This is a genomic window from Paenibacillus sp. FSL M7-0802, from assembly GCF_038004945.1.
In the GTDB taxonomy this organism is placed as follows: Bacteria; Bacillota; Bacilli; order Paenibacillales; family Paenibacillaceae; genus Paenibacillus; species Paenibacillus polymyxa_B.
On record NZ_JBBOSD010000001.1, the window covers coordinates 144,332 to 163,072 of the forward strand.

17 protein-coding genes are annotated in these 18,741 nt (G+C 33.6%); 13 read left to right on the top strand and 4 right to left on the bottom strand.

Annotation, left to right across the window (positions count from 1 at the left end; all coding sequences use genetic code 11):
- Positions 1-862: 862 nt before the first annotated feature.
- From MHB54_RS00960 to MHB54_RS00975, 4 genes are all read right to left on the bottom strand, one after another.
- On the bottom strand, positions 863-1,504 hold the full coding sequence (locus MHB54_RS00960) for a hypothetical protein (RefSeq protein WP_340981295.1): 642 nt from the start codon (positions 1,502-1,504) through the stop codon (positions 863-865).
- Between the two features lie 26 nt (positions 1,505-1,530).
- The gene (locus MHB54_RS00965) at positions 1,531-2,709 is read right to left on the bottom strand and encodes a ParB/RepB/Spo0J family partition protein (protein ID WP_340981297.1); all 1,179 of its coding nucleotides are present in this window, start codon (positions 2,707-2,709) and stop codon (positions 1,531-1,533) included.
- A 327-nt stretch (positions 2,710-3,036) separates the two neighbouring features.
- Positions 3,037-3,714 (bottom strand): hypothetical protein, encoded by a 678-nt coding sequence (locus tag MHB54_RS00970; protein ID WP_340981300.1) that lies wholly within the window; start codon positions 3,712-3,714, stop codon positions 3,037-3,039.
- Positions 3,715-3,760: 46 nt separating this feature from the next.
- Entirely contained in the window at positions 3,761-4,816 is a 1,056-nt protein-coding gene (locus MHB54_RS00975) for a tyrosine-type recombinase/integrase (RefSeq protein ID WP_340981302.1), read from the bottom strand.
- A 168-nt stretch (positions 4,817-4,984) separates the two neighbouring features.
- On the opposite strand from MHB54_RS00975, the gene MHB54_RS00980 reads away from it, so the two are divergent.
- The 13 genes from MHB54_RS00980 to MHB54_RS01040 all read left to right on the top strand — a co-directional run bounded on the left by MHB54_RS00980 (position 4,985) and on the right by MHB54_RS01040 (position 18,737).
- Entirely contained in the window at positions 4,985-5,227 is a 243-nt protein-coding gene (locus MHB54_RS00980; RefSeq protein WP_340981304.1) for a hypothetical protein, read from the top strand.
- Positions 5,224-7,824, top strand: a complete 2,601-nt coding sequence (locus MHB54_RS00985; RefSeq protein ID WP_340981305.1) for a hypothetical protein — start codon at positions 5,224-5,226, stop codon at positions 7,822-7,824. The genes MHB54_RS00980 and MHB54_RS00985 overlap by 4 nt, the downstream gene beginning before the upstream one ends.
- A gap of 172 nt (positions 7,825-7,996) precedes the next feature.
- Positions 7,997-8,320, top strand: a complete 324-nt coding sequence (locus tag MHB54_RS00990; RefSeq protein ID WP_340981306.1) for an HU family DNA-binding protein — start codon at positions 7,997-7,999, stop codon at positions 8,318-8,320.
- Between the two features lie 416 nt (positions 8,321-8,736).
- Positions 8,737-8,907 carry a hypothetical protein gene (locus MHB54_RS00995; RefSeq protein ID WP_337683221.1) on the top strand — a complete coding sequence of 57 codons (171 nt, stop codon included), beginning with the start codon at positions 8,737-8,739 and terminating at the stop codon, positions 8,905-8,907.
- Positions 8,908-8,911: 4 nt separating this feature from the next.
- Positions 8,912-10,099 (top strand): hypothetical protein, encoded by a 1,188-nt coding sequence (locus tag MHB54_RS01000; protein WP_340981307.1) that lies wholly within the window; start codon positions 8,912-8,914, stop codon positions 10,097-10,099.
- A 27-nt stretch (positions 10,100-10,126) separates the two neighbouring features.
- Positions 10,127-10,384, top strand: a complete 258-nt coding sequence (locus MHB54_RS01005; RefSeq protein ID WP_068940915.1) for a hypothetical protein — start codon at positions 10,127-10,129, stop codon at positions 10,382-10,384.
- 172 nt (positions 10,385-10,556) lie between these two features.
- Positions 10,557-11,447, top strand: a complete 891-nt coding sequence (locus tag MHB54_RS01010) for a hypothetical protein (protein WP_340981308.1) — start codon at positions 10,557-10,559, stop codon at positions 11,445-11,447.
- 2 nt (positions 11,448-11,449) lie between these two features.
- Complete coding sequence (locus tag MHB54_RS01015) at positions 11,450-13,204, top strand: DNA-packaging protein (protein WP_340981309.1); 1,755 nt, start codon at positions 11,450-11,452, stop codon at positions 13,202-13,204.
- Positions 13,205-13,237: 33 nt separating this feature from the next.
- The gene (locus MHB54_RS01020) at positions 13,238-14,788 is read left to right on the top strand and encodes a hypothetical protein (protein ID WP_340981310.1); all 1,551 of its coding nucleotides are present in this window, start codon (positions 13,238-13,240) and stop codon (positions 14,786-14,788) included.
- 14 nt (positions 14,789-14,802) lie between these two features.
- Entirely contained in the window at positions 14,803-16,323 is a 1,521-nt protein-coding gene (locus MHB54_RS01025; protein WP_340981311.1) for a coiled-coil domain-containing protein, read from the top strand.
- Positions 16,324-16,341: 18 nt separating this feature from the next.
- Positions 16,342-16,848 (top strand): hypothetical protein, encoded by a 507-nt coding sequence (locus MHB54_RS01030; protein ID WP_340981312.1) that lies wholly within the window; start codon positions 16,342-16,344, stop codon positions 16,846-16,848.
- Between the two features lie 29 nt (positions 16,849-16,877).
- The gene (locus MHB54_RS01035) at positions 16,878-17,987 is read left to right on the top strand and encodes a hypothetical protein (RefSeq protein WP_340981313.1); all 1,110 of its coding nucleotides are present in this window, start codon (positions 16,878-16,880) and stop codon (positions 17,985-17,987) included.
- A 63-nt stretch (positions 17,988-18,050) separates the two neighbouring features.
- The gene (locus tag MHB54_RS01040) at positions 18,051-18,737 is read left to right on the top strand and encodes a hypothetical protein (protein ID WP_340981314.1); all 687 of its coding nucleotides are present in this window, start codon (positions 18,051-18,053) and stop codon (positions 18,735-18,737) included.
- Positions 18,738-18,741: the final 4 nt, after the last annotated feature.

The following is an 18,741-nucleotide window of genomic DNA, read 5'->3' on the forward strand; positions in this document are numbered from 1 at the left end:
ATTTCATTATATTTGTGTATATAAATTTGATAGATGGGTAGAATAATTGAGGAATATGATAGGATGAGTTATAGATGTATGGTAAGTTATAGGTAGAGGCGAATATATAGATATAATAGATAGATTAGAGTTGATTGATAGTTTGTGGATATAAGTCTTATCTTACGCTATTATCGTTACGGCTCGATTGAGTTACTGTATAGGCGCTTTCCCCTCTATAGGCAATGGCGTGAAAGTTCAAATTTAAAAATGAGATTCAATATATTTCTGAAAATAATTTCCATTTATTTTAACTGGTAGAGTATGGATATTGCTATTCAATGCTTGATTGATAGATAAACCTAAATGGGCTACAACTATGGTTTTACCTCATTTAGAATAGGGTGGTGGGGGGTAGTTTACATCCAGAAGACACCTATTTTTTACAAATATACCCTCAGCACTTCAACTCCCACGCTCAAGTCATTTTTCCAAGTCATCGTTTTCATTAATTACAAACTTGTAACTATTACATCATTTTTTTACCTCATCACAATCGTAACTTGAATCGTCAAACTCCTTATCTTACCTATGTTTTATCTGTCATTACAACTCTGTAACTACGCCCTTTTTGATCATTTTTACCCTTTCAACATCAAATTTACCTTTCACTGTCTATGCTTTTGCGATTCAACATCACTAAAAATGAACCAAAACACTCCAATATCCCTTATAACATATATGTTTTTTATCCATATATCCTCAATTTACGATTCAACTTTTTTTTCATCACGATTGAACATGGAAATGCTCTCAATACATTACCAGCAATGAAAAAGACATCCTACATTGAGGATGCCTTCTCAGGTATGTATTATATTTTCTAATTTATTAATCTTAATTCACTTTCACTTTCATTGATCTGTTTCAATTGACTTATCTTATTATCTAGTCTTTCATTAATGATATCTTGAATAGTTTTAGCTTTTTCTTCTATCGCTAGTTCAAAGTGAAATTTTTGAATCTTAAAAAATTCGCCATTTCTATGTGAAAGATAATCTTTAACGTTTAACTTTTCGATATATGTCTTTGCAGCTTTGAATTTTATTTTTAATGTTGTACTATATGGAGCTTTACTTCCTCCATTTACGTTATTTTTAAATATTGTCCATAAACCTCTATTCACATATCCCCATTTTTTACTGAATTCTTTACCATCGTAATTTGGGTATAGTTTATTTGTAATTTCGGTAGTTTTATCTTTGATTGCCAGTGAAAGCAAGGCACACTGTGCATTACTTAAACATTCATGGTTTTTTATCTCATTAAGTGAGTCCAGTGCAATTTCCGCTGCTATAACCGCAACAGTTTCAGATTTTTCAGCTCTATTGGCTTCATTTATCATTTTAGCGAGTATTTTTGAAGTGACTTCATTTTGATTGTCTACGGCTTGAGTTAGTTTTTTATTATTATCCAGAAGATTTTTAAGAATCATCATATTTTCAACGCTATTCATATTTTTCATTGTATTATCTCCCTTTTGTCATTTTTTTAATTACAATCAATTACACTCTTAACTTCTCTAACATTCCCATACAAAACATTTTCTAAATTTACATAATAAATTTTAAGAGCTGCTAATGCCTCTAACATATCTTTTTTTACACTCTGATCTAAAATGCTCATAGCACCTTGAAGATATATATCTGGTGAAGCTTCTTTTATAAATGAGTTAATTTTAATCTTCAATTCAAAAACATCTATATGAGCCTTCGTTTTTGTTAGTCTCTCTTGCTGCTTTAAAAGTTCTTCTTTTCTTTCATTAGATAAAATTTCATACTCGTCTGACTTTATGTATTCTTCTAAACTTAATTTCTCCTCAGTGATTTCCTTAATTTGCTCTCTTAAAGTGGTTAATTCATCAGTTATATGTCCCGGTATAAATTCTTTCTCTACTGTCTCAATAATTGGGTTCTGTTCTTTTAAAGATTCAATAGTATCTAGCAAAGCTTTTTTCTCTTCTTTGATTTCATCAATTTCCTTGATGTATTTATCGATTTTCTTCGATATTTCTTTCTGTGTCATTTCCGATAGTTGGTCAATTCCCACCTCCTTCAACAGCTTCTGTTGCTCTTCCTTTTTTAATTTTTTGGCAATCAATGTAGCAGTGGTTGCCTTTAAATTTTGATCCCCAACCATATCCTGCAATTCAGGAATAAGCGCAAGAAGTTTTTTGTAGTTATGTAGCTGCTGCTTCGTGATACCAAGTTCCTGAGCGATATCAGCTTGTGTTTTAGCATAGGGATTAAAATTATTTGACTCCCGGTCAGTATGCTGATTATTTCCATTTTTGACACCATAAATTCTCTCCAACTCAACAATACATTTCGCAAGCTTCAATGGATTAACATTTCCTACTCCACGCTGCATGATATTAGTACAAATAAGGTCTTCTAAAATTTGGTCTTCTTTTGAGTTTTTAGTTTGAGAATCGAAATCTGGATAGTGTGTAATTCTACACGGTATAGCAAGTATACCCAACTCTTTGCACGCCTTTGTACGTTGATGTCCTGAAACAATCATAAGGTCTTGAGTGACTACAATAGATTCAACTATCCCTCTACGAACAACAGACTGTTTAAAGTCCTCCCACTTACTACCTTCAATATCATCAAAGAATTCATGATTTCTTGGATGAGGAAGTAATTTATGAATATCTATCATTTGCATCTAACTATCTAATCCACCTTTGCTAATTTTATTTTCACTTCTATTCAACAATACCACACAATCGTATTACAATCAATATAATTCATTATATTTGTTTATTTAATTATGAATCCAACGACAACTAAAAAGCAACAACAGAGAGTTGGATAAGCGTTAGCGAAGACATACTCTAAATACTGTATATACATATCTAATATCTATATATCTATTACTAACTTACTAGCCCCCAATTTCTCCAGGACGATTTGGGAGTAGTTCTTGGATAAATTGGGAGTGGATGTTGGATTATTTGGGAGTAGTTCTTGGATAAATTGGGACTAGGTGTATTTATAGGGTTTCTAGCCTATCGTAATTCAAATAGTAATGGTTGTTATATTTATTGAATAATAGATTGCCATGATCGTCATATTGATAACTGGTATGTATCACATTCTTTTCAATACTAATTAATCCCTTATTTTCAAGCTGCTTCGCATATTTAGGAATTGTATTCTTGCTCATATTCAACTCTCTAGTCATAGTCGTTTCAATCCCCGGATAGCAATACATCTTTTTGCTATCAGTATGATTTATATAACTTTTTAAATAATATAATATTCTTACTTCTTTTCTGTCTAACTTTCGATCTCTCATGGCATATAGAACATTTATGGGTAATTGAGTAAAGTATTCCGTCTCTTCTTTGCTGGTAGCGGTCAAAAACTTTTCCTTGTTCAAGGCAAGTAATATGGGCTTATTTTGCTTTAACTCTTCAACTCCTTTCAATAAATACTTCAGATTGTACAGTTCTTTCAATATAGCTTTTATCGTTTTATTATCTGAGATACAAAGATAATCTTTTACTTCAGTAGTAAATACTTCAAACTCGAAATTGCTCCCTGTCTTCCAATATAAATATTTCAGGTACAATACAAATGCAAATCCATTTACGCTCAAATTGGGATCTCTTACTACATCGTTTCTAATGAGAATGGTCTGTTTTACTGATTTTTTGTTTTCATTCATATTTATCTTCCATCATTTACACAGATAAGCATTTAATCTTATCTGTCTACCCTTCCTCCTTTTCACTAATTAATTTTTTGGCTTCTCTTTGCAGTATAGTTTTAATGGATTCACTTTGCTTATTAATGATTTGCAGTAATTCTTCCTTGTTTAGGTTCTCTAAAATATTATCATCAATGTCTTCTAGCATCCGAATACCTGCCATATTCGCATAATCTTCGTCATCAGACATATAGTGTTTTAGTGATGCATAGTTTGAATGCCCAAGTTGACTTCTAATCTCCTCAATATCTCCCCCTGTCTCTTTAATGTAGTTAGCCGCAACGTTTCTAAAACTATGGAAAACTATGTTTCTATCTTCAGAAATGTTCATTTCAGCTCTTAAATTTTTCATCATCGCTAGGATTGTATTATCTGACAGGTGGAATACATAGTTATCATTATACTTTTTATAATACGTCTGTTCTTTTATTTTTAACATTTCATTATATAGATCAGGAGACAAAGGGCGAGAATGTTTTTTATTTCTTTTACCAATTATTTTCACAATATAATTTTGGCTATTCGCGTCTAAATATATATCTGACCATTTTATATGTAGCAAACTAGATTTTCTGAAGCTAGTTGTATATGCAACCCTAATGAGAGTGGCTTTTTCTTGTCCCTTTTTTTGTTTCATTGCTAACTTCGCCATTGTCTCCGCTTCTTTTACGGTTAGTTTGCCATAGCTCTCTCCATCGTCTGGGAGTTTGTCTAAGCGAACATCTTCTGCCTTTACGTTATATCTGTTCCGAGACAAATGTTCATACAGCTTAACGATTGGAGCTGCCAGTGCATTTACATAGTTATGACCATAATCATAATCATCCAATAAATGAGCCTGATACCTAATCATTTGTTCATTTAAGATATCGAGGTCTTTTACTTCTAAGTCCTCTATACTTTTTTTTGCGTGCCACATAAAGAATCTGCGAATAGCAACTTCATAGTTATAACGCGTATGTTCACTTCTTCTCTCAACCTTCATTAAATAGGCTGAAATACTCTCAAATACTCTATTAGTATGTAATCCTACTACATTATTAGTCGATGCTACGCTCATATCGCGCAACCCCCTTTCATCTTTATATCTATTATACATCTTATGATTATACAAGTAAATATAATGAAAATAATTATTTTGTTGACGATTATAAATCCATCGTGTTATATTGTTTATACAGAGATTGATTGTCTCTGAAAATATATCTTGAGAGGAATAAAATACATAATGCACAAAAAGAATAAAGGAAATCACTCAATTATTACATGGGAGGATTTATACTATGATGGATATGAGTTAGATTATTATGATGAAAGAGATATTTCGCTAGAAAGAGATATTGAAGAAATAAATTATACATATATGGATGATGAAGTAATTTGGTTAAAGAATGAAGCGCAAAAGAAGTATTATAGAGAGCCATATGAGCCAACTACTATCAATGGAAAGGAGAATAAACTATTAATTTGAACAAACAAGTACATGTATTTAGTGTTGATACTAGCGCGTTTTATAATGAAGAAGAAATGAAAATACATAGAAGACAAAAAAGAAATTATAAATTTAGATCTACATTAAAAGAAATAAAAAATAAGAAATCAAATGATGAACTTTTATTAAATAAAGTTAACTGCTACATAAAATACACCAATAGACGAATAAAGAAATCAAAAGAATTGCTTTATATGCTTTTTAGATCCAACAAAACCATTAGGTCTCTTCGTCCAAGCGAAGCAGATAGCAATTATCTGAAGAATATTGTATCTGTATTTGACTCAACTCTGACTAGAGTGCTTCAAGTCAAAGAAAATAGTTTGTTTAGAGATATAATTATAGTTCAAACATACTTTTTCGATGTACTGGAGGATATTATTATTAACGGATTCCTTTATAATGATGAGAAATATGTTTGTTTTACAGCAAGTGCTGGACAAATTAGAACAAAAAAAACAGTTTTTATAAAAGAATCGGTTTTTCATAGGCATCAGCACACATTAATGTGTGGACTAACGATTGATAGAATCAATGAACTTGGTGGCGTAAACATTAACAAGTATTTGGCATACCTAGCTCTTTGTAATAGTGCAACTGAGCAATGGCTTGATTTTGATATTAATAAATCCATTGTTGTGGATGATATGACTACAACTTTAAAAACTACCGTTGACTTCATTTCAGATAAAACATATGAGATTGAACGCAAAACTATGGATGTCCCCATTGAGCATACAGATGGTTGCGGAATGATTTTACCGCGCAAAAGTAAAAAAGCAATGATGATTCGTCTTCCTTGGGTCAAAGGGTTACTAGTCCCCTTTCCCTTTGATAAATTTTTAAGAGAAAAAAACAAACAACAAGGTTGCAGTAAGTATGGAATTATCAAGGATATCTATGGTAAAGAGCATGACATATTAAAAGAGGAAATCGAGGTTATTTTTACAAAGAGTCAATTTAAAATGTGGAAATACTATAATTCTTGGTCAGAATACATAGATAAATATCTGAATCACAACTGTCAAGCTGGAAAGTGTAATGAAGAGGATGATACTATTGGGAATGCAAAATTGAATTATCAAATGTTGCAAACGTTAACCGATATAACAGATCAAGAACTAAAAATCATAAGCTCTGAAACTATACAAGATATTTATAATATTGGAACTGACAAAAATACAATGCTGAAAACCTTGGGAGTTACAAGCTACAACAGGAATAAAAATAATTTTCAAAAAGCATTAGAAGTTTATCCAGATCTACTAAACGATACCTATAGCAAAGAAACAATCAAACAAGTGAAAAAAAGCTTAATTAAACATGCTAAAGCAGGAAAGATTGATGTAAATGGCAAGTATACTTTTATAAGTCCTGACCTGTATGCTTTTTGTGAGTATCTTTTCTTGGGAATTGACCAACCCAAAGGGTTATTAAAGAATACAGAAGTATTTTGCGATTTATTCGAAAATGCTCTTGAACTAGATTGCCTGAGAAGTCCTCATCTTTATAGGGAGCACGCTGTAAGGAAAAACACCAAAAATAAAGAGATGAAACGATGGTTTGTAACTAAGAGCTTGTATACCAGCATTCATGATCCTATAAGTAAGATTCTAATGTTTGATAATGATGGTGACAAAGCATTAGTATGTTGTGACAAAACGCTTGTTAATGCCGCAAAAAGAAATATGCAAGATATATACCCCTTATATTATGAGATGGCTAAAGCAGGAGCGGAACTTATTAATAGTAAAAGTATATTTGATGGATTAAATGCTGCTTATACGGGCGGGAACATTGGAATTATTAGCAACGACATTACTAAGATTTGGAACAGTGATAATATTGATCTTGATGTTATTAAAATACTGTGTATGGAAAACAACTTTACAATCGACTATGCAAAAACACTGTACAAACCAGAACGTCCAGAACAGATAAAGAAAATTATCTTAAATCACACTAAAACAAAAGCACCTAAATTTTTTATGTATGCAAAAGACAAAGATGAGAATAAAGTTGAAGTTTCTAATAAGAGTGTAATGAATCGTCTTTCAAACCTTGTGCCCAATCCTAGGGTTAGTTTTAAAAATGCTGGTCTTGGTAAATTTAACTATAACCTTTTGCTGAGTGACCCTACAAAGCCAGTACAAATCGATGAGAATGTAATTGACACTTATACAAAGTTAGATAAGAACAAGAAATTTATGTTTTCTAATGATGGAGGCACAAAGTCAAATGATGACTTATTTCATTATTCATTAATAAGAGAAAATATATTTTCAAGTAGTAAAAAGAATAAAAAAGAAATTGTAGATATATTAGTTGAGTACTTGTATAACAACAAAAAAAGCAATTTCAAAACAACTTTATGGTCGTCATTCGGTGATATTATTGTAGAGAATTTATTGAGAAATCTAAATAAATTGGGAACATGCGAAAGATGTGGAGTTAATTATACTATAACTAAACAGCGTCAAATTTATTGTGACGACTGTTTTAGAATAGTGCGAAAGGAAAAAGAGCGAGATAAAAAGAGAAAGCAAAGAAGCAAAAATTGTCCCCGTGAGACATAAAAATAACAATATACATAAAACCCAATGTTTAAAAGGATTTTTTGAACTTTTATTCAGTTCGCTTAATAGTCTTTAAGGGGGACAAGTTTTGACTGATATACAAAGCGAAGAGATCTTTACATTCCCCCACTAAACAAACAAAAAAAACAATATAAAGGGAGATTATATAACTATGAACAAAACAGAATTGGTAAAAGTGATTGCAGAAACTACAGGTTACACAAAAAAAGACGTTGAAGTTGTAGTCGAATCTACAATTGCTACCATTACAAGTGAATTAGCCAAAGGCGAAGAAGTTAAGATTGCTGGCTTTGGTACATTTGAGGTGCGTGAAACCGCTGCTCGAAATGGCATTAATCCGAAACTGCTAGCAGAACTCAAAGAGCAAGGCGTAGATACCGAAACAGCCAAAACACAAGCTACTATTGCTATCGCTGCGTCGAAAAAGCCTGCATTTAAAGCCGCTAAAGCGCTAAAAGATACAGTAAAACAGTAATTTTATTTTAATTATACATAAAGTAAAACGTCTACTCACTGGATCATGTGGGTAGATGAAAATATACAAGGATCAGAAAAATCGGTGTTTCACCACCATAGAAGAGTAAGTGGTAAAGTTGGCGCAAGCCAGATATAAGTCAATGAAGTAGAAAAGGTAATCTACGCGCTTACTATATGCAAATATGGAAGTTACCAGAGATCAGGATACGCCGCCCTGCATTGACTTCATTCTTAACTAAGCCTTGAACAAAGGAACCCGCAAGATGAGACATGGCAGACTGATGACTGATGAAAACAAGCTGTAATACTTTAAGAGGGGAGAATCTCCCCCTCTATCTCACCCAAACAAGATGAGCTACAAAAAGCAGATTTAGATTAGACTCAAAAAATACATAATATAGGGAGCAAATATATATGGAATCAAATAAAGAGAAATTGGTTGGCTTGAATGGAATTCGGGAAGCAGCCTTTGGGCTATACCCTAATGCCTCTAAGATCACCATTACAATTGATGGTGAAAAAATCAAAGTTGCTCCGATTGAGGATTATGAAATTCCAGTTGGACTAGAAACCGAAGAGGAGTAAATGAATGACTCCTCTTCAATCATTAGATAACGAAACATACGAGGAATACCTTATACGAATTGGTTCCAATAAAGATGAGTTGGGCTTGTCTTGGAGTAAAATTGCTACGCATATGAATGAGTTTCTTAACGAAGATTTTACAGAGTCTAAATATCGCAAAGAGTTTCATTTACTTACGCGTGGCATCTCAATTGGCTTAAAAAAGTCGTCAACCGATGAATATATACGTGAAATTCAAGATAAAACTATTGAATTACAAAAGCAAAAGTATCAATTTCAAGATCAAAAGCGCGAATTAAATAACAAAATTAAGATGATTGCTAAGTTTGAGCATCTGAAAGAAGAAATTTCATCAAGCATAAAGCAACTTGAAAAAGTTAAGCCTCTCCCCTACTCTCCAGTCAAGGAGAGTTCTTCTTTCATTAGGGCGAATGTGTTGTGGAGTGATTTTCACTATGGGCAAGGATCTGATAATTCTTTAAATAAATACAATCCAGAAATATTTGATATACGTTTTAGTCATTTAGTATCAAAAACAATACATTACTGCCAAAAACACAATGTTGATGAGTTGACAATCGCTTCTATTGGAGACCAAATTGCTGGCTTTATCCATTTAACATCAAGAATTGAACAAAGCGAAGATGTTATATCTCAAATTCAATACATATCAGAGCGATTATCTGAAGCTGTAGTTGAAATATCTAAGTATGTTCCCAAAGTCAGAGTTATTTGCCTAAACGGAAATCACTCAAGAACAATAGCAAATAAAAACGACTCTCTACTTAAGGAAAACTTTGAAAATCTAATTCCTTGGTTTATGGAGAGTCGTTTACGTAATTTTAGAAATATTGAAATCCTAAAAGGTGAAGATGGGTATTATGTAGATACTACATTTTCGAAGCCACATGCCTATGTTCACGGCGATATAGATCATGTTTCAAGCTCAGCTCGACAACTACCTCAATTCCTCGGAGTAATTCCTCAATATCTCTTCCAAGGTCATATTCATCATGACACCGTAAAGGATTTTGGTAGGACAACCGTAATTTCTAACGGCAGTCTTTGCGGCGCAGATTCTTACGCAATCAGTAAGCGTATGTATGCGGACGCAATGCAAAAAATGCATATCTTTAATGAAGATGGACGAATTGAGTACAAAATAGATATCAATTTACAAGATATAAAATAAAATTCATACATACTATTGGAGGAAAAAATGTACGCATATTTAGACAAATATCAAATTTTACATGTAGTAAATGATTTTGAGGTAGCTGAAGAGTACGCCCTAAACAAGAAAATTGTTGAAGTAGATATTGAAGAAGAACACGGATACCCAGTGATTAACAAACAATCAGTGGTTTATTATGCCGAAGATGGAGCAGCATTTATTTATGGCAATCGAACTGACAAAAGAGCAAAACAAATTGTCACTCCTGAGGAAATTACGAAGATTGTGAATAAATTGAAATAACCAAGAGTTTGAGGAATACATAAATCAAATGCCTGAGTCTTATCAGGCTTTTTATTATTTGTTTCTCATGGGGAGACTTCCGTCTTTAAACAGGCTACTCCCTCCTACCCCATGCTTTTTCACAATCAAATGGGAATTTTATTAGGTTCTTTTAAGTAAAGAAGGTGAAATATTGGCCGATAAATCGGATAGATTGAAGAAAGTATGTTTGAAATGCAATAAATCTCAAACAGTAGATAAATACTATAAATCAGAATCAGACGAATATGCGGACAAGTTATACCCCGTTTGCAAAAACTGTGTAGTAACTAGTGTTAACACAGAAAATATAGGCGAAGTTCAAGACCAACTTATGAAACTAAATCGTCCATTTGTCTATAATTTATGGGAATCCTCAAAAGAGGAAGCTGTAAGACGTAAAATGACTATTTTTGGAGTGTATATGAAGAATGTGCAACTTGCTCACAATAGACATTTAACTTGGAAAGACTCTATTTTTGAAGATGATATGGATATTGAGAATTACCAAGACGATGAAAATAAAAAATATAAGTTTGATTTTGAAATCACCCCAGAAATAATTTTGCGGTGGGGTTCAAACTATGAAGCAGAAGACTTTATCAAATTAGAAGACTTTTATCAAAAAATGAAAACTTCCAATAAAATAGAAACACCTAGTGACGAAACATATCTTAAAAAACTATCTGTTATCTCTTTGAAGATGGATAAGGAATTAGAGGCTGGTAGATATGGACAAGTCAAACAGCTTGGAGATTTATTTTCAAAATACATGGCAGACAGCAAGTTTCGTGCATCCGACAAAACGGAAGCAGATAAGACAGGTGGAATCAGAAACTTCAGTACTATCTATGCGGAGGTAGAAAAGGACGGGCACATTCCTCCTTGGGAGCATTATCGTAAAATCAAGGGAATTGATCAAGATATGGTTGACAAAACGATTATGCATATAGAAAATTTCACTTTAAGACTAAATAAGATAGATCGAATGTCTGAGCCTCCATCTGACACTCCTAAGATACATTCTGAGGATGTGATGGAGTAAACATGGCTTCACATAAAAACTACAGTCAACGAGACAGAAAACACCTAGACGCAGATGCGTTCAAATCACCAGAAAACTTTGAAACGAATAACGTCAATGAATTAATGTTGAAGAGTTTTGACGACATGAAAGATAAATGGAGAGAGTATTGCAGTTATTTTAGGCATTACCCCGATCACTTTTTAGACTTCACCTCTTCTCCCGATTCAAAAATCCAATTATATTTTTATCAAAGAATTTATTTGCGAATAATGTTACGTTACAGAAAAGTATATCTCACGGCTACTCGTGGGACTTCGAAAAGCTATCTTCAAAATTTAGCTTATATCTTAAAATGTATTTTTTATCCGAAAACCAGATTGTTCATTTGCGCCCCCGGTAAGGAACAAGCCACAAAAATCGTTTCTGAAAAACTCGATGAAATTTTTGATCACTACCCAATGCTTAAAAGTGAAGTAAAAGACATTAGTTTGCAAAAAGATTATATTAGAGTAATTTTTCATAATGGGTCAAGATACGATGTTGTTCAAATGTCAGATGCAACTCGTGGCGGACGAAGATTTGGTGGAGCAATAGAAGAAATTGCTGACAAAAAGTTTAATGGAGATGTTCTTAACAGCGTCATTATCCCTCTAATGGCTAACAACAGAACATCTATGAGTGGGTCTATAGATCCAAATGAATTACATAAATCTGAGATATACATTACAACCGCAGGAACTCAACAGCAATTTGCTTTTGAGAAACTAAGAGAAGTTTACAATGAAATGATGGACGGAAAGTCCGCCTTTTGTATTGGAAATTCTTATGAACTTCCTTGCCTTTACGAACAATTAGACATTGATTTTGTTGAGGCACTCAAAGACTCTCCTACATATTCAATTATGGATTTTATGCGGGAGTACGAGTCCCTTTGGACAGGGAGTTCATCTGATAGTTTGGTATCTGATGAAAAACTAAATAAGACGAGAATCGTAGGCGTAGCCGAATGGGAACATTGCGGAAGTGAAAATATTGAATATGTCCTTGCGTACGATGTCAGTCGTAATGAGGGTGATGAAAATGCCCTGTCATGTCTTGTAGTTTACAAGATTACGCCCAAAAGCAATGGTAACTACATTAAAGAAGTGGTTAATATCTTCTCAATGGAAGGACAACATAGCCAATTACAGGCAAAGTTTTTAAAGCAGAAAGTGAACGAATTTAAAGCAAGTATACTTGTGATCGACGCCAATGGTTTAGGCGTTTCTGTGGTTGATAATCTTGTGCTTGACTTAGACGATGGTAACCCCCCGTACTCAGTAGTTAACGACGATAGATACGATAAATACCAAGCGGAAAATAGCATACCTATGGTGTTTGCGTTGAAATCCCAAAATAAAGAAACACGAGAAAGCGATATGATAAATCATTTCATGCAAACATTCGCCAAAATGGATGTTGGATTGTTAAAATCTCCGCACGAAGGTATTAAAGATTTAGAAAAGAAGACGAAACACAAGATCAAAGACAGCGATGAGATATCAAGATTGCAAATTCCTTATGTGTTAACAGATATACTTTGCGAAGAGATAATGAATCTTAAATATAAACAGAGTGGAAATGACACTAAAGTTGAACGCGTTTCTTCTAGAATTAAAAAAGATAAATTTTCCGCTTTAATGTATGGATTATTTTGGATACATTTAAAGGAGCAAAATAACAAAATCCAACCAGCTTTTGTAAGCAACGTCCTTGATTATCTATACATATCTTAGGATTATCAATACTCATAAGAAAGGATGTGAACGATGACCAGAAAAAGTAATAAGGATACACCCAACGCAAATACAAATCCACCTAAAATAGACGATAGTGAAGATTATGCATTGCAATTCGCAAAAGCCCTTTCTAACAGTTATCAGAGTGGTTCGTTATTCAGTCCCCTATGGCAAAATGAATTATTGAAATCATTAAATATGTCCCCTACTACATTTGATCGAAAAAAGATTGAAGAAATGATTAAGAATCCAAAAGCTAACGAAGACGCTTTAAAGGATTTAAGTCAGTATCTTTTTAATGTTGTAATGCAGTTTAATCGACTGGTTAACTATTATTCTACCATACCTACCTTTGACTCTTTTCTAGTTGCCACTAACGCTGATGATGAAGATATGAAATCTACAGCTTTTAAAAAATCTAGAAGAAAAGCTGTAGACATTGTTGAAAAACTATCGCCCAAGTCTACCTTTCCAAATATTTTAAAAGGTGTAATCTTGGAAGATGCTAAATTCTATTACGTACGTGAGTTTGGTGATTCTGTCGCTTTGCAAGAAATGCCAGCAAAATATTGCAAGATCATCAATAAAACCGAATATGGATATCAATATGCTTTTAATATGTACTACTTTTTACAATCAGGTGTGAATATTAATGATTTTGCGCCTGAATTCAGTGAATATTATAGTGACTTTGTTAATGTTGATAAAAACAGGAAAGATCGTTATTTTTATTGGCAACCTCTTGATCCCATAAAAGCTCCAGTATTTAAATTCGATGAAACAAGAGCTGGACTAACTCCTCCTTTAATGGGGTTATTTTTAGATAGTGCTGAAATAGAACATTATAAAGGTTTACTGAAAACAAAAACCGAGCTTGAAACTTGGAAGATAATTGTTGGGCAAATTCCAATGAAAAGTGACACTAAAGGAGCTTCGGTAGCTAATAACTTTGCTATTGATCCAAATGTTGCAGGTCAGTATACCGCTATTCTCCAAGCTGGTGTTCCGAATGGAGTAAAAGTTGCCACAACCCCGTTTGAATTGAAAACGGTAGATTTTAATCAATCACAAACTCAAAATAACATAGTTGGTTTTAGTCAGGATAATTTTTATCAAGCTGCTGGTTCTACTCCTATATTATTTGGTTCGGGAACTGTAAATGCTTCTGGTCTTCAAGCATCAATCAAGGTAGATGAAGGTTATGTACTTCATATGTATCGCCAATTTGAACGTTTTATTAATAGCTATCTAAAAAGTAAAACAGGAAAGTATCGTCATAAAGTTGTTTTTCCAGATATCACAGTGTTCAATTGGAACGAAAAGCTGGAGGCGTATCTTAAAGCTGCACAATTTGGATACTCTAAAACATTAGTATCAGTTGCAATGGGAATCAATCCTGAAGACATGCAAAATTTACTCGCTTATGAAAACAGTATCGATCTTGTTGAAAAGTATCTCGTTCCCCTTTCTAGTTCTCATGTACAAAACGGTAATAAGGATGGCGGTCGTCCAAAAGTGTCTGACAGTAATATTAGTGACGATGGAGCAAAGACAAGGGATTTAGATTTGAATAATCGTTAGTTTCTTTTGAGGAGGTGATAATTATAAAAAATAAGAATAAAAAAGTTACTTTATTTGTCGAAAACTACGAAATTGAACCTCTTAATGATTCTAGATTTTCAAGATTAAGAATGTGGATATCTCATGACGGTGTTAACAACAATAAAAGCAACATTGATTTTGATGTGTTAAAGAGCGCAGAGTCATCTGTAATCAATATTCCCATACTTGCTCATATTGAAGGCAATGATTTTGGTGAGCATGAAATGGAGTACGACGAAGACGAAGATAAAATTACATATATTGAAAAGCCCATTGGGTTAATTTCTGCCGTTAATAACAACTATCATTATGAAGAAATCGATGGAAGAAATTATGCTGTTGTAGATGGATACATATGGAATGTCTATGCACAAGATGAGATGGCTATCATCAGCAGCCAAGAAGAAACAAAGCTGTCAATCGAAATTGTAATTGATGAGTCTGAGTACGACAAAGAGACAAAAATATTGGATATCAAATCGTTTAGATATACTGGTATTACTCTTTTAGGGAACAAATATGGCACTGGTATGATTGATGCTCATGCAAAAATCGAGCATTTTTCTTTGGACGATGATTTTAACAAAAAAATGAAAGAATTAAATTCGTTTCTGCATCATTTTAAGGATGGTAATGCACAAACAAATGACAGTAAGGAGGATAATGTTCAATTGCTTAAAAACAAAAAAGAAATTGCAGCTCTTTTTAAATTGACTACTAATCAACTATACTCGGAAATTGAAAATACTCTTAGTAAAAAAACATACATAGGTACAAATTGGTATGGCGATTCAGTAGAAAGATGTTCTTATTATCTTAGTGATTTTGATGAAAATTTCATCTATCTTTGCGATGTTCAAGACGGTTACAAAAATAAAAAAGCATCCTACAGTATGCAAGGAGATAACGTTGTAATTGATTTCGACACTCTGACAAGAATCAAATATTCCCCTGTTGATTGGGTAGATGGCGAAGAAACTGATGACGAGATCAACACCTTTAAATCCACTATTGATTTAATTAACAGCGAAGCAACAGAAGTGTTGAACAAAGAAAAAACTGAGAAAGAAACTGTGGTAGCAGAGTTTACTGAAAAAATCGAGGGTAAAGATGAAGCCATTCTTTCTTTGAATCAAAAATTAACTGAAATTCAAGAGAAATTCACTGAAGTAGAATCTCAAATTACAGCTAAAGATGAGAAAATTAATGAACTTCAAGAAGAAATTTCAAAGTTTAAAGAAGCTGAAGATGTAGAAAAAATCGATGAACTATTCAACTCTTACCCTACTCTACTCACAGAAGATGAGAAGGCTAAATTTACAGAAAAGCGCTCCACATTTACTACTTTTGCTGAATTTGAAAAGGAAGTCAAATCTTACGTATGTGATCGTATTATCGAAACTACAAAATCGAAGAATTTCAACTTTATTTCAATGGGACTTCCAGATGATCACGAAGGAAGTAAAGATGTCCCTAAGACAGTATGGGATAGACTTTCTCAACAAAACAATTAATAGGAGGAAATATATTTAATGAGTACAATTGTAAATCTTAATCTGATGGCTGGTACAAAAGTAGACAGCTTTATTCAGTCTGTTCAACTGCCAGTAGCGGTTGATAACGGTAGTTTTGTGGTTCTTAAGGGAGTATTGGCTGGCAATCCAGAAGTTCGTATTGCTGCAACTCCAACCGATGTAGCAGCTCAAGAAGTGTTGTTGGTTGCAAGTCCAGAAATTCCAGAGGTTAACGGATTTCGAATTGATGTAAGTGACCCCGCTCTATTCACTAATAAAGCTAATACCCCTGCTCGTGCATTTCGTCTTAAAAATGGTGACACATTCACTATTACAGATGACGGTATCGATGGCACAACAGCTGTTGATCAATACGTTATTCCACAGGATGGTAAATATAAAGGCATTGCTAGCGCAACCCTTGGAACAACCAAAGTGGCGCTGTTGGTTCTTGAAAAAACAACTATTTCTGTTGGTCGTTCTCGTGTGCCAGCAACTAAACTGCAAGTAATTAAAGAAGCCTAATACATAATAATCGGAGGAACTAATTTAGTATGAAAAACTATGGTAATCTTAAGTTTTTTAATATGTCGCAAAATGAAAAAGATGTTGTACAAGCTGGTGTAGAAGCTTGGTACCACTATTGTTATCAAAACCGTAACAAAGATGGTCGTTTTAATAAGTATGCTCAATATGCGAATGATGGTGTAACCCTTGATGCAAAACAAGAACTATTCACCAAAGGCTTGAAAAAAGAAGCTTACCGTCTAGCAGGCATTCCGTCTGATACTAATTTTACTGAAGGTATGATGGCATCTAACCCAAATGTTCAATGGGCAACTTTTGCTTTGGTGGCTCAAACGCTGGATATTGTAATTCCTGAAACTGTTTTGGATAGTTTCTACCAATTCGCAGAAGTTAAAAATGTAAACTGGGGAGATCAACTCCTGTTTCACGTAGATAGTCCTGATCTGTTTGTGGTTAGCACAAAAGCTAATGGTCAACGAGGCAATCAACGTCAACGCCTGTTCGGAAAAGATGTAACACTTACTCCTCAACGCCGTACTGTAGAAATTTATGAAGAACTGTATCGTGTGCTTGCAGGAAAAACAAATTGGGGCGCATGGGTTGCACGTGTAGCTCAAGCAATTGAAACTGATATCACTACTCGCATTTACTCTTCGATTTATGACTCTTTTACTACTCTGGGTGCTAAATATAAAGAAAATGCTGCCTTTACTTCTACAGCTTTTAACAATCTGGTTCAACGTGTTTCTGCTGCAAACAATACGGACAAGAGTGTGGTATTCGGCACTAAAACTGCACTTGCTCGTATCTTGCCAGAGAATCAGTACCTTCAATTTGGTCTTGGACAAGAATTTAATAAGACCGGACATCTGGGTAACTTCCAAGGCACTGAGCTTTTTGAAATTGGTCAACGTTTGAAGCCAAATAGCGATGAGTTTGCTATCGATGGTGACTTCGCTGTTGTACTCTCTTCTGGCTCTGATAAGCTGGTCAAAATTGGTTTTGAGGGTAACACAATTATTACTCAATCTAAACCTGAAGATAATGCAGATCAAACAATGGGATATTCTGTATCACAGAATTATGATGTGCAGTTGATTACAGCAGCAGCTTATGGATTGTATAAATTCTCTTAATTCCATTGGTCGGTAAGTACATTCTTATCGACCTTTTTTATTAAATAATAGGGAGGCATATAGATGGCAGCACCAAAGAAAATGGAGATAGCTAATACTGAAAATACAAACAATGAACCTACTCAAAAAACAGTAAGAGAAATCGCATTAGAAGATCAAGTTGCTAAACTCACTTCTTTAGTTGAAGACTTACTGGAGAAAAATAAAAAAATTGAAACTTCTCATGAGGAAATCAAAACAGAAACTAAAAAAGTAAACTCTCTGTTCGAATCTGTTGAGGATAAATTAGATATTGATCCCCGTGAATACATTAGAGTTATCTCTTTAACCAATGGTGGGTTAAATCTAACAGGCACTACATCTACTATTAGATTCAATGATTTTGGGAGTTCTAAGACGATTACCTTTGAAGATGTACGGGCAATTGTAGACAACCATACTAAGTTTGCTCATGAAGGGGCATTCTTGATTCAAAGTGAAAAAGCGGTTAAAGCCTTGTATCTAGATGATGTTTATCAGAAATTTGTGAGTCGTGAAACAATTGATAATATTATCTCTCTTGATATTGAAGAAATAATTGATACATTGAATTCTGTATCTCCAACGTTAAAAGAAAATATCATTGAAAGAATTGTGGTTGGTATTGCGGCTAATGATAGTAGATTCCAAGATAGATACAAAATAGACTCTATTGGTAAATTGATCAAACAAGACCTGTATGAACTGGCTAAAGTAAAGAATAACGTGTAAAGGG

Coding starts and splice junctions, on each gene's coding strand:
- MHB54_RS00960 (WP_340981295.1), bottom strand. CDS start 1,504: ATGAAAAATATGAATAGCGTTGAAAATATGATGATTCTTAAAAATCTT.
- MHB54_RS00965 (WP_340981297.1), bottom strand. CDS start 2,709: ATGCAAATGATAGATATTCATAAATTACTTCCTCATCCAAGAAATCAT.
- MHB54_RS00970 (WP_340981300.1), bottom strand. CDS start 3,714: ATGAATGAAAACAAAAAATCAGTAAAACAGACCATTCTCATTAGAAAC.
- MHB54_RS00975 (WP_340981302.1), bottom strand. CDS start 4,816: ATGAGCGTAGCATCGACTAATAATGTAGTAGGATTACATACTAATAGA.
- MHB54_RS00980 (WP_340981304.1), top strand. CDS start 4,985: ATGCACAAAAAGAATAAAGGAAATCACTCAATTATTACATGGGAGGAT.
- MHB54_RS00990 (WP_340981306.1), top strand. CDS start 7,997: ATGAACAAAACAGAATTGGTAAAAGTGATTGCAGAAACTACAGGTTAC.
- MHB54_RS00995 (WP_337683221.1), top strand. CDS start 8,737: ATGGAATCAAATAAAGAGAAATTGGTTGGCTTGAATGGAATTCGGGAA.
- MHB54_RS01000 (WP_340981307.1), top strand. CDS start 8,912: ATGACTCCTCTTCAATCATTAGATAACGAAACATACGAGGAATACCTT.
- MHB54_RS01005 (WP_068940915.1), top strand. CDS start 10,127: ATGTACGCATATTTAGACAAATATCAAATTTTACATGTAGTAAATGAT.
- MHB54_RS01015 (WP_340981309.1), top strand. CDS start 11,450: ATGGCTTCACATAAAAACTACAGTCAACGAGACAGAAAACACCTAGAC.
- MHB54_RS01020 (WP_340981310.1), top strand. CDS start 13,238: ATGACCAGAAAAAGTAATAAGGATACACCCAACGCAAATACAAATCCA.
- MHB54_RS01030 (WP_340981312.1), top strand. CDS start 16,342: ATGAGTACAATTGTAAATCTTAATCTGATGGCTGGTACAAAAGTAGAC.
- MHB54_RS01035 (WP_340981313.1), top strand. CDS start 16,878: ATGAAAAACTATGGTAATCTTAAGTTTTTTAATATGTCGCAAAATGAA.
- MHB54_RS01040 (WP_340981314.1), top strand. CDS start 18,051: ATGGCAGCACCAAAGAAAATGGAGATAGCTAATACTGAAAATACAAAC.